Source organism: Serratia sp. CY38905 (assembly GCF_052168875.1).
In the GTDB taxonomy this organism is placed as follows: Bacteria; Pseudomonadota; Gammaproteobacteria; order Enterobacterales; family Enterobacteriaceae; genus Serratia; species Serratia sarumanii.
Genome location: NZ_JBJNLV010000002.1, coordinates 1 through 11,238, shown reverse-complemented (window position 1 = coordinate 11,238; position 11,238 = coordinate 1). Strand labels below are relative to the sequence as shown.

10 protein-coding genes are annotated in these 11,238 nt (G+C 57.3%); 2 read left to right on the top strand and 8 right to left on the bottom strand.

The genetic code is table 11. The annotated features are described in order from the left end of the window. Positions 1-139: 139 nt before the first annotated feature. The 3 genes from cbl to chaB all read right to left on the bottom strand — a co-directional run bounded on the left by cbl (position 140) and on the right by chaB (position 2,571). Positions 140-1,093, bottom strand: coding sequence for an HTH-type transcriptional regulator Cbl (gene cbl / locus ACJ8MK_RS06770; protein WP_033634950.1), 954 nt, complete (start codon positions 1,091-1,093; stop codon positions 140-142). Positions 1,094-1,395: 302 nt separating this feature from the next. Then, positions 1,396-2,091: a gamma-glutamylcyclotransferase gene (locus ACJ8MK_RS06765; protein WP_041035583.1), complete on the bottom strand. Its 696-nt coding sequence runs from the start codon at positions 2,089-2,091 to the stop codon at positions 1,396-1,398. Between the two features lie 252 nt (positions 2,092-2,343). Continuing rightward, positions 2,344-2,571: a putative cation transport regulator ChaB gene (chaB, locus tag ACJ8MK_RS06760; protein ID WP_033647745.1), complete on the bottom strand. Its 228-nt coding sequence runs from the start codon at positions 2,569-2,571 to the stop codon at positions 2,344-2,346. A gap of 130 nt (positions 2,572-2,701) precedes the next feature. On the opposite strand from chaB, the gene ACJ8MK_RS06755 reads away from it, so the two are divergent. After that, entirely contained in the window at positions 2,702-3,520 is an 819-nt protein-coding gene (locus ACJ8MK_RS06755) for a siderophore-interacting protein (RefSeq protein ID WP_442517609.1), read from the top strand. A 294-nt stretch (positions 3,521-3,814) separates the two neighbouring features. Beyond that, entirely contained in the window at positions 3,815-4,918 is a 1,104-nt protein-coding gene (gene chaA, locus ACJ8MK_RS06750) for a sodium-potassium/proton antiporter ChaA (RefSeq protein ID WP_033647747.1), read from the top strand. A 37-nt stretch (positions 4,919-4,955) separates the two neighbouring features. On the opposite strand, the gene lpxO is transcribed toward chaA, so the two are convergent. The 5 genes from lpxO to efeU form a co-directional block, all read right to left on the bottom strand. Then, on the bottom strand, positions 4,956-5,858 hold the full coding sequence (lpxO, locus tag ACJ8MK_RS06745; protein ID WP_421084963.1) for a lipid A hydroxylase LpxO: 903 nt from the start codon (positions 5,856-5,858) through the stop codon (positions 4,956-4,958). A 235-nt stretch (positions 5,859-6,093) separates the two neighbouring features. Further along, the gene (gene phoH / locus ACJ8MK_RS06740; RefSeq protein WP_015378226.1) at positions 6,094-6,882 is read right to left on the bottom strand and encodes a phosphate starvation-inducible protein PhoH; all 789 of its coding nucleotides are present in this window, start codon (positions 6,880-6,882) and stop codon (positions 6,094-6,096) included. 719 nt (positions 6,883-7,601) lie between these two features. Continuing rightward, on the bottom strand, positions 7,602-8,900 hold the full coding sequence (gene efeB, locus ACJ8MK_RS06735) for an iron uptake transporter deferrochelatase/peroxidase subunit (protein ID WP_442517608.1): 1,299 nt from the start codon (positions 8,898-8,900) through the stop codon (positions 7,602-7,604). 11 nt (positions 8,901-8,911) lie between these two features. Continuing rightward, the gene (gene efeO / locus ACJ8MK_RS06730; protein ID WP_197771778.1) at positions 8,912-10,048 is read right to left on the bottom strand and encodes an iron uptake system protein EfeO; all 1,137 of its coding nucleotides are present in this window, start codon (positions 10,046-10,048) and stop codon (positions 8,912-8,914) included. 20 nt (positions 10,049-10,068) lie between these two features. After that, positions 10,069-10,914, bottom strand: coding sequence for an iron uptake transporter permease EfeU (gene efeU, locus ACJ8MK_RS06725; protein ID WP_033647751.1), 846 nt, complete (start codon positions 10,912-10,914; stop codon positions 10,069-10,071). Positions 10,915-11,238 lie beyond the last annotated feature (324 nt).

The window sequence follows — 11,238 nt, the reverse complement described above, 5'->3', positions numbered from 1 at the left end:
TCGCGAGTGTATGCGAGCACGATCGGCAGCTGAAGGTACTTAAATCACTATAGATATTCTTTTTATGTATATAGATGGGATTTTGATTATTAGGGGAGCGATGCGGAATGCGCGGCAGGGGTTGCCTGCCGCTTATCGATTAAATCTGGTAGTCAATCACCGCATCCAGCTGCGACGAGAAAACCTTGTCCTTGATTTCGGTCAGCGACAGCGTCGGGTTGCACAGTTGGATAAAGCGCCAGGCATAGTTGCGCTGCAGCTGGCTGCGCTTGAGGCCCAGCCATACCGTATTGGGTTCAAACAGGTGCTCGGCGTTGAGGCTCACCAACCCGCGATCGCGCTCTTTTTCATACGACATGTCCGCCAGCACGCCCACGCCCAATCCCAATTCGACGTAGGTTTTAATTACGTCGGAATCCTGCGCGCTGAGCGCGATGTCCGGAGTCAGGCCCGCCGCTTTGAACGCCGCATCCAGCTTCGCGCGCCCGGTAATGCCCTGGCGGTAAGTGATCAGCGGCAAGGTGCTGAGCATCTCCAGCGTCACCTGCGGCTGGCGCGTCAATTCGTGCCCTTCCGGCACCAAAATGGTGTGATGCCAGCGGTAGTACGGGAACGCCGCCAGCGACTCGTCGCTCATCAGCCGCTCGCTGGCGATGCCGATATCGGCTTCGCCGGCGGCCAGCATCGAGACGATCTCTTCGGGGCTGCCCTGATTGAGCACCACCCGCACCCGTGGATAAAGCGCGCGAAACTCTTTGATCACCCCCGGCAGGCTGTAGCGCGCCTGGGTGTGCGTCGTCGCGATATGCAGCTGCCCCGAATCGTTGCTGCTGAAGACGTCCGCCAGGCGACGGATGTTGTTGGCGTCGTTGAGAATGCGTTCCGCCACCACCAGCAGCTCTTTGCCGGGCTCGGTCATGCCCAACAGCCGTTTGCCGCGGCGAATGAATATTTCAATGCCCAGCTCTTCTTCCAGCTCGCGAATATGCCGGCTGACGCCGGACTGCGAAGTAAATAAGGTATTGGCGACCTCGGTCAGGTTGTAGTTGCAGCGCGCCGATTCGCGAATAATTTTTAATTGTTGAAAGTTCATCCCCGTCTCCCTGTTTCTTGCGGTAGCGTCTGCCATATTGATACGGAGTCCTGCGGGGCTGAACAAATAAGAAATAGCCTTTAGTTATGCAATTTAATACTAAGTGAATTATTTATCGTGACTCTCGGGGTGTGAAGACGGAGGAAAATGATGAATGGCTTTAAAAATAACGAGATAAATAACCATACAAAGAGACAGGCTTAAATAATCATGCAGAATAAAGTTATTAAATAGAGGTATTAGATATATGAAAAAGGGCTCCGCACGCTGAGCCCTTTACTGTCTGCCGCCCCGCCAACGCCTCAGGCCGTGGCCTCGGCCCCGAAAGTGCCGGGGCGGTTCTGCTGCAACCATTGCTGCACGTAACGCACCAGATCGCCGATGCAATCATCCTGCATGCCGTGGTGCTTCAGCTCGTTATCCAGCGCAAACAGGTATTGCGCGTTGGTGCCCAGCGGGCCGCTGGCGCTGGCGATCAATGGCGCGATCACCTGGTGGCTGGTGTCTGCTTCAAACAACGGATGCTGCGGGTTCATCACGAACACCAGCGCCGTGACGGCCTCACCGCCCTCCAGCTGCAGCTCACACCAGGTCGGCACGTAGCAATCGGTGATCATCTCGCGCTTCCACAGCAGCTCCAGCTCTTCGCGCAGCTTGCCTTCCGGCAGACGAAACGCCAATCCGGTGGTCTGGCCGCCCTCTTTCAGTGCCAGCATGCGCCCCGGCTGATGAAGCGTGCCGCGCCCGGCGGTCAAACGCATGCAGAACGCCCGATGCCAGCCCTGCAGTATGGCTGGCCGCACTTCTTCCGATTCGAAAACCGGATTCCACATCAGCGAACCGTAACCGAATACCCATACCGGGCTGTGATCCGGCCGGCGCGATAATGTGCACGCCAACGAGGCTGCGCGCTGTTCAGGCGTCAGCAACAGCGACTCCTCAATAGCGCCAAAGGCGGTTTTGCAATCCGCTTTTTGCAGAAAATCTCGCGTTAACACTGTTACAACCTCCCGGGAATACGATTTCTCGTCCTCCCTCGCCACTACTGAACCTTTGCAATTTTATTTTTTGGTGCGGAATTTTATTAATTCAATAACCGCGCCTATTAATAATGACCATATTCTTTTCCCGCCGCGCAATCAAGTTGCAAAGCGGCGTTAACGTGGAAAAGTATTTGTACTGAGCAGCAATAATATTAATTGCCGAGGTCAGCATAACGTCTGCGCGATTTTTACCGGGCATAAAAGGCGTTACTTTTTGTGCCAGCGCTCATCGTCACCCTTGCGATAGCTTTGTTTGACCGCTGCCCAGGCCACCTTGTGCGCCGTCTCTTCCCGGCCGGCGTCACCGCGTCGATCTTCAGGATCCCGATATTGTTGCCAGGCGCTGTTGAACGCTTCTTTATAAATCGCCTGCGCATGGGCCGGCAGCACATGCTTCACATTGTCCGGCAAGTCGTTCGTGTCTTGGTATGGCATCACGTCCTCCCGTGCGTATTGCGTGAACCTTAAGCCTAGCTCACAGGCGATTGCGCCTCAATGAGCAAACAATTCTCATTATCAAACGGCATGGTATACTCACCGCCAAACGAACTATAAGGAGATCCCCGTGACTACCGAAGCCCCTCGCTCACGCGCCCCCTACCTGATCGCCGTCAGCGCCGTACAGGACATTACGCCGCACCTGCGCCGCATCACCTTTACCGCGCCCGATCTGCGCTACTACCCGGCCAACGCCGCCGCTGCGCACATCAAAGTCTTTTTGCCGCTCGCCGACCAAACTCAGCCGGATCTGCCGACGCTGACCGAAAACGGCCCGCGCTGGGCCGCGGACGCCGTGCGCCCGATCGTGCGCACCTATTCTATTCGCGCCGTGCGCCCGGAACAGGCGGAAGTGGACATCGAATTTGCGATTCACGATCACCGAGGCCCAGCGGTCGACTTTGCGCGCCAGGCGAAAATCGGCGATAAAATCGGCATCAGCAACCCGGGCGGCCCCAAACCGATGCTGCCGGCGGCCGATTTCTACTGCCTGGCGGGCGATCCTTCCTCGCTGCCTGCGCTGGCCGCGCTGCTGGAAAACCTGCCGCCGCGCAGCGCCGGGCGCGCTTTCGTCCGCGTCGACAGCACCGCTGACATGATTGACCTGAAAAAACCCGCTGATGTTGAAGTCAATTGGATCGTCGGCGGCACGGAGAAAACCGACGAACTGATCGCTCAGTTCCGCGCGCAGTCCCTGCCGCAGGGCGAAGCGCACTTCTGGCTCGCCGGTGAAGATCGCCTGGTGGTGGGGTTGCGCCGCTACCTGCGCCGTGAACGCCAATGCGATCGCAATCGTCTTTATGCCGTACCTTACTGGCGTGAGGGGCTAAATGAAGAGGGTTACCACAATAAACGGCATGAAATCATGGATAATATTGATGACTAACTGTCTCGTTTTCCTTGATTAACCAAGCGGTAAATGAGTAAACACGACTTTTCTCAAATCTAACGTTAAAAATTGGCGTTACTGCGTAAAAGTAAGTAAATAAAACCGCACCCCGTGCGGTTTTTTTGCTACCCTGATCACATAAAGCAAGCAATTGCTTTCTCAGATAAAAACAACATCACACCGGCGCCGCGGGTGTATCCTAATATAAAATACCTACTGGAAACGCAGAGTTGCCGTGCCACGGCGACCGGCGCCGACGGGCTACGCTGTTTGAGAAGGAGTGCCACCCTCATGAAGTCGCAACACGATCCTGGCCGATCCACCAAATCTCGCCACACCGAATACTCGCTGATCTTTCCCATCGCCGCGCTGGTGGTGTTGAATCTGTGGAGCAGCACCGCTAACTTTCCGCTGATCGTCGGCATCAATATTCTCGCGCTGGTGGGGATCCTCAGCAGCGCCTTCAGCGTGGTGCGCCACGCCGACGTGCTGGCTCACCGGTTGGGTGAACCCTACGGCTCGCTGATCCTCAGCCTGTCGGTGGTGATCCTCGAGGTCAGCCTGATCTCGGCGCTGATGGCCACCGGCGACGCCGCGCCGGCGCTGATGCGCGACACGCTGTACTCCATCATCATGATCGTTTCCGCCGGCCTGGTCGGCTTCGCGCTGCTGCTCGGCGGGCGCAAATTCGCCACCCAGTACGTCAATCTGGGCGGCATCAAACAGTACCTGATGGCGATTTTCCCGCTGGCGGTGATTGTGCTGGTATTCCCGAGCGCGCTGCCGGGCGGCAACTTCAGCACCGGGCAAGCGCTGTTGGTAGCGCTGATCTCCGCCGCCATGTATGGCGTGTTCCTGGTGATCCAGACCAAAACCCACCAGAGCCTGTTCGTGTACGAGCATGAAGACGACGACGGCGACCCGCATCACGGCAAGCCTTCTTCCCACAGCAGCGCCTGGCATGCCGCCTGGCTCATCGTGCACCTGATCGCGGTTATCGCCGTCACCAAGTTCAACGCCAATCCGCTGGAAGGTCTGTTGACCAAAATGAACGCGCCGGCGCAGTTCACCGGTTTCCTGGTGGCGCTGCTGATCCTGTCGCCTGAAGGGCTGGGCGCGCTGCGCGCCGTGTTGAACAATCAGGTGCAACGCGCCATGAACCTGTTCTTCGGCTCGGTGCTGGCGACCATCTCCCTGACCGTGCCGGCGGTCACCATCATCGCCACCCTGACCGGGCAGACGCTGATCTTCGGCCTGCAAACGCCGCATATCGTGGTGATGCTGACGGTGTTGCTGCTGTGCCAGCTGTCGTTCTCGACCGGCCGCACCAACGTGCTGAACGGCACCGCCCACCTGGCGCTGTTCGCCGCCTACATGATGACTATCTTCGCCTGATCAAAAAGGGGCGCACACCGTGCGCCCCCACCTTCGTTTATACCGAGAAGAATATCGCCGCGGCGATCCCCCCGAACAAAATCCACTTGATGATGTAGTAACCGGTGCGATTCCAGGCCTTTAGGCGTTTCCCCACCCGGCGTATCGCATAGATGTATTTGAACATCTTGTTGACGCCGCCGGTGCGATCGCCCTCTTCATTCGGCGCGGTGGCGGCGCTCATCAGATTGCGCCCCAGCCAGTGGTTCACCACCTGCGCCCAGCGGTAGCGCATAGGCCGTTCGATGTCGCAGAACAGGATAAGACGGTTCTGCCCGCTCTGGTTTTCCGCGTAGTGCAGATAGGTTTCATCGAACATCACGCCTTCCCCGTCGCGCCAGCTGTAGCGCTCGCCGTCCACCTCAATGAAGCAGCGGTCATCGTTGGGGGTAATCAGCCCCAGGTGATAACGCAGCGAACCGGCGTAAGGGTCGCGGTGGCGCGGCAAACGGCTGCCGTCCGGCAGTTCGGCGAACATCGCCGCCTTGACCGAAGGCAGGCTGCGCAGCAGTTCCGTGGTCTGCGGGCACAGGGTCATGGCGGAGGGATGGCTGTCTTCATACCATTTCAGATAAAAGCGCTTCCAACCGGTCTTGAAAAAAGAGTTGAAACCGGCGTCGTTGAATTGATCGGACGCCTTGATCTGCTGGATCTCCATCAGCTTCTGTCCTTCGTCGCGGATGGTTTCCCAGTTATCTCTCAACACCGCCAACTCAGGAAACTGCTCCGGCTTCAGGTACGGCGTGGTCGGCACGCGGGAAAACAGATACATGAAGACGTTCAATGGTGCGGTAAAGGTGGAATGGTCAGACAGCTGCCGCCACACGTTGTAGCGCACCCGTCCGCGGTAATGCACATAGACGACGCATAAAATAAGCAAAATCAGAACGATGTATTTCATGTTTGAATCGCATCAAGGAACCTACACGCTATGCGCCGCACGGCGCACACCCCAGATAATGTCCTTTTGGCGGCACAGGCAAATTGCGCGCCAATCTGGCACTCACTAATCATTGACGCTAACTCAACGAAAATCTATACAAAAAACCACAATAATTTACACAAAGGTTAAACGAAATGATAAATGAGGGGCGATAAAAAAGGCCGCCGAAGCGGCCTTTCCAGTAGCGGATAGGTTAACTGTAAGCGTTGAGCGTGCGCTGGCACAAAGCGGAACGCACGCAGTCCTGTTTTTCAAAGCGGATAACGCCGATCATCTCGTCCTCTTCGAAGCGCTCCAGGGCATCGCTGAGGCCGGATTTCACGCCGCGCGGCAAGTCGCACTGGGTCACGTCGCCGTTAACGATAACCGTCACGTTTTCGCCCAGGCGGGTCAGGAACATTTTCATTTGGCTGGCGGTCACGTTCTGGGCTTCATCCAGGATAACGACCGCATTTTCGAAGGTGCGCCCGCGCATATAAGCGAACGGCGCAATCTCTACCTTGCCGATTTCCGGGCGCAGGCAGTACTGCATAAAGGAAGATCCTAAACGACGTACCAGAATGTCATACACCGGGCGGAAATAAGGCGCGAACTTCTCGGAGATATCCCCCGGCAAGAAACCGAGGTCTTCATCCGCCTGCAAAACAGGACGGGTAACGATAATCCGATCCACCTCTTTATGAATCAGCGCCTCCGCCGCCTTGGCGGCGCTGATGAATGTTTTGCCACAGCCGGCTTCGCCGGTGGCGAAGATCAGCTGCTTATTCTCTATGGCTGATAAGTAATGACCCTGAGCTTCGGTTCTAGCCTCGATGGGTGAGCTATCGCGCTTGTCTCGCGCCATGCCGATAGACTCGACTCCCCCCATTTGCACCAGCGAGGTCACAGACTCTTCTTCCAGCTGGCGATGACTACGAGCGTCACGACGAATAACGCGTTTCGCTTCACGACGTGCTTTGATCACTGCTTTCTGTCTACCCATAGTGGCACCTTACAGTTTGTTTCACCTACCGCAACGGCCTGGCCGCGCGATTATGTTTCACACACGTATTAGGTTTTGGCCTCCTCCGAGCCAATAAGAGCCAAGGGACAAGGTGAATTGACGGCAACGCTTAAGCGCCGTGTCTTCACGGGACAACGCGGACTGCATCAATAAACGTGGAGTAAAAAGTGATGAGATTCGGTAGCGATAAGAGTGCGGAGTTGCCGGTAAAAGAGAGTCGGAGAGATAACCCTCGTTACAACGAGAAATCAGGGGAGATGTGTTATTTTTTCTTTCCAGCCCAACCAAGGACTTTACCATTAGCGATCCCCGCAGTGATATTTACAGCTTCAAGCTGTGCACCGTGTGAAAACTACCGCCAGATGATTACAGTATAATGACATTCAATCTCGTCGCGTTACTAAAATGTAAAAAAATTTAATATCTTTTGTTTTCAGTTAGCGCTAAAACACTATATCACGCTCGACACGTCATTCCAGAAAAATTTTTACATCAACAATATCAATGAATTGCAATTAAAAACCACAAATGACACTTTGGTTTCTCGATTAAATTTTGCGCAATCCAAAGCCAGTGAGCCGTGCAGATTTTTTTAATCCGCAGGCAAAGCATCGAATTGAACTTCGTCGCGCAATGTCCCGCGCAATAGGCAATACAAAGTAAAACGAGGCGGAAGATCGCGCCTCGTCATTGCGCACTCAGGCCTTGAGCAAGCCGCTGGCCAGATAGTCGCCGCCCTCTTTCACGCCCGGCAATACGAAGAAATACCCGCCGCCGATCGGCTTGATGTATTCCTCCAGCGCTTCGCCGTTGAGCCTTTTTTGCACCGTCAGGAATCCTTTTTCCAGATCGGCCTGATAGCAGACGAACAGCAGCCCCATTTCCAGCTGCCCGGCATTCGAGACGCCAAGAGAATAGCTGTAGCCGCGCCGCAGCATCAGGTTGCTTTGGCTTTCCGGCGTGCGGGGGTTCGCCAACCGAATGTGCGCGTCCATCGGTATCACCTTGCCGTCGGGATCGTTCGCGTAGTTCGGCTCGTCATGTTCATGCTTCATACCGAGCGGCGCGCCGCTGTGCTTTTCGCGGCCAAAGATGGTTTCCTGCTCCTGCAGCGGCGTGCGATCCCAAAACTCCACGCGGAAGCGAATAATGCGCGCCGCCTGGTAGCTGCCGCCCGCCGTCCACACCGGCTCGCCGGCGCCGTCGCCAACCCACACCACCTTATCCATCAGCGGTTTGTCGTCGGTTTTCGGGTTGGCGGTGCCGTCTTTGAAGCCCAGCAGGTTAATCGGCGTTTCTTTGCCTTTGCTGCGCGCCGCATGCGCCGAGATGAACCCTTCCCGCTTCCAGCGCACGCTGAGCAGATCCGGCGAATGCTTGATGATATCGCGCAGCGCGTGGAGAGCGGTTTCATTGGTGTTGGCGCAGATCTGCAGCAGCAGGTCGCCGTGGCACAGCGCGGCGTCCAGCGCATCGTTGGGGAAGCGCGTCATCTTCTGCAACCGCAGCGGTTTTTGCGCCTGCAGGCCAAAGCGTTCGTCAAACAGCGATGCGCCGACCGAAACGGTGATGGTCAGGTTGTCCGGGTAAATCTCCGGCCCCATGATGCCCGAATCGAGCGGCGGCAGCTTGGCATCCACTTCCGGCGCCTTGCCGCCGTGGGTCAGGAACGCGATGCGATCGGTCAGCAGCCGGAACAGACGCTCCAGATCCGCTTTGCTGGTCGCCAGCACGTCGAACGCCACCAGCATCATCGCCGCCTGTTGCGGCGTCAGCACCCCGGCCTGATGGCGACCATAAAACGGCTGTTTCTGCCAACGCTCATCCTGCGGCGTCGCCAACGGCTCCGCCGCGTTGCCCGCCGCCTGCGCCAGGCGGCTGCCGCCCAGCGCCAGTGCGCCCAGCCCCAGCCCTTGCAGCAAACGGCGCCGCGAAGGCGAGGCCGCCCCCTGCGATTGCGGATGCGGCCCGCTGTTCGGGCCTGCCTTGTTGCTCATAATCCTATGCCTCAGTCCAGGCCCAACACGCCGCGCAGTTGTGAAAGGTCTTCCGCCAGCGTGGTGATCGGCCCTTTCAACGCGTTGCGATCGGCTTCGCTCAGCTTCTCGTAGGACTCATAGCCCTCTTTGGTTTTGTACTTCGCCAAAATGGTGTCCACGGTTTTGAAGTTGGCGTCAATCTTGTCCAGCAGCGGCTTGTTGGCCTTAACCAGCAGCGGGCGCAGCAGATTGACGATCTTCTGCGCGCCGTCGACGTTGGCCTGGAAATCCCACAGGTCGGTGCGGCTATAGCGGTCTTCTTCACCGCTGATCTTGCTCGCCGCCACTTCTTCGATCAGCCCGGCTGCGCCGCCCACCACCTTGCTCGGCGGGAAGGTCAGTTCACCCACGCGTTTTTGCAGCTCAACGGTGTCCTGATACAGCCGATCGGCGTATTTACCCATGTTTTTGGTCGAGTTGTCGGCAAACAGCGCCTTCTCCAGACGGTGGAAACCGGTGAAGTTAGGGTCCGCCGATTTCTTCTCGTAGTCGTCTTCACGGGCGTCGATGCTGCCGTCCAGATCGGAGAACAGCTCGGCGATCGGCTCGATGCGCTCATAGTGCTGACGGGTCGGCGCATACAGCTTGCGCGCTTGCTCCACGTTGCCGGCCTTCACCGCGTCGGTGAACAGCTTGGTCTGTTTCACCAGCCCATCGACTTCTTTGGTGACGTAGACTTTGTATTCGGCGATCGGGCCAACCAGATCCAGCGCGCTCGGCTTGCCGTCGGTGGTGCCATTGGCCGCCGCAGTGACGGTCAGTTTGCCTTTTGGATTGCTCAGCAGCCCGCAGGTCATATCATATTCGCCCGCTTCCAGCGTGGCGGTCATTTTCTGGGTGAAGCCCGGCGCGATGTTCTCGCGCTCTTCCACCACCATCACCCCTTTCAGGATTTCCCATTCGACGTTTTTCTGGCTGGTGTTATGCACCACAAACTGCGTCTTGCCGGCCGACACGGTCAGCTGCATCGGTTCGCACTGCTTGTCGTTGACCGTGACTTTGACCTGCGGCACGTCCGCCGCCAGCGCGTCGATGCTCAGCGCAAACGCCGGGATAGCCAGTAATGCTGCGTGCAACGCCTTGCGGCGAAATAACGGAGTAGACATACGAGATTCCCTATTAAACATTAATGATTGATTTTACGTTGCGCCGGGGCCGCTGCCGGCTCCGCGCGCTGCGGCAGGAAAAAGAAAATCAGCGCCGGGATCAGATACAGGAAGTAGACCGCCACTTCGCTGACCGTCGGCGCTTCCTGATAACCGAGAATGCCTTCCAGCAGGGTGCCGAACAGCGAATGGGTCGACAGGGTGCTGCTGAAATCGAAGGCGATGTCCTGGAAGTGGTTCCACAGACCGGCCTCATGGAAGGCGCGGATCGCCCCCGCGGCCAGCCCGGCGGCGACGAACAGAATGAACAGGCTGGTCCATTTGAAGAATTTGGCCAGGTGCAGCTTCACCCCGCCCCAGTAAATCATCATGCCCAGCACGATGGCGGCCGCCAGGCCGAGCACCGCGCCGATCGGCGCCGCGGCGCCCACGTCTTGCTGGAAAGCCGCCAGCAGGAAGAACACCGACTCCAGCCCTTCGCGCGCCACGGCGAAGAACACCATCGCCACCAGCGCCCAACCCTGCCCTTTGCCGGCGCTGAGCGCCTGATCGATCGCCCCTTCCAGATGCACCTTGACCGACTTGGACACTTTGCGCATCCAGAACACCATATAGGTGAGGATCACCACCGCCACCACCGCGACGATGCCTTCGAACAGCTCCTGCTGCTTCTGCGGGAACTCGCCGGTGGTTTCATTGATGAAGATGCCGAGCGCCAGACACAGCGCCGCGGCGACAATCACACCGACCCACACCGCGCCCAGCCATTGGCTGCGCTGCGTGCGTTTCAGGTAGCTGGCGATCAGGCTGACGATCAGCGCGGCCTCCAGCCCTTCACGGAACATGATAAGAAAGGGAACGAACATAAATAATCACCCCTGAAAAGACCGCGGCGGCAGAGAAAGCTGGCTCGACATGCGCTGCGCAACTCTGTAAAGAAACGTAAAATGCAACGAGAGTGATTATCATTCTGCCAAGAAGAAATACAAGAGGCGCCAGCGTGATTTTTTCTAATCAAATGTCACCAGGTGTTGGATGACGGCGATCGGCAGGCGAAAAAAAGGGCGCGTTACGCGTAATGCTGGTCACTTAAGGGTGGCCAGCAACTTTTTTATCTGGGTATTTCCTGCTTCTGGCTCTGAGCTCTCTCGGATAACTTCGCTCTCTGCGCCCCGGCAACACCAGCCATT

What these genes read in the sequence shown, in the direction of transcription:
- chaB (WP_033647745.1), bottom strand. Translation starts at nt 2,571, where the DNA reads ATGCCATACCAAGACACGAACGACTTGCCGGACAATGTGAAGCATGTG.
- cbl (WP_033634950.1), bottom strand. Translation starts at nt 1,093, where the DNA reads ATGAACTTTCAACAATTAAAAATTATTCGCGAATCGGCGCGCTGCAAC.
- efeO (WP_197771778.1), bottom strand. Translation starts at nt 10,048, where the DNA reads ATGTCTACTCCGTTATTTCGCCGCAAGGCGTTGCACGCAGCATTACTG.
- efeU (WP_033647751.1), bottom strand. Translation starts at nt 10,914, where the DNA reads ATGTTCGTTCCCTTTCTTATCATGTTCCGTGAAGGGCTGGAGGCCGCG.
- lpxO (WP_421084963.1), bottom strand. Translation starts at nt 5,858, where the DNA reads ATGAAATACATCGTTCTGATTTTGCTTATTTTATGCGTCGTCTATGTG.
- efeB (WP_442517608.1), bottom strand. Translation starts at nt 8,900, where the DNA reads ATGAGCAACAAGGCAGGCCCGAACAGCGGGCCGCATCCGCAATCGCAG.
- phoH (WP_015378226.1), bottom strand. Translation starts at nt 6,882, where the DNA reads ATGGGTAGACAGAAAGCAGTGATCAAAGCACGTCGTGAAGCGAAACGC.
- chaA (WP_033647747.1), top strand. Translation starts at nt 3,815, where the DNA reads ATGAAGTCGCAACACGATCCTGGCCGATCCACCAAATCTCGCCACACC.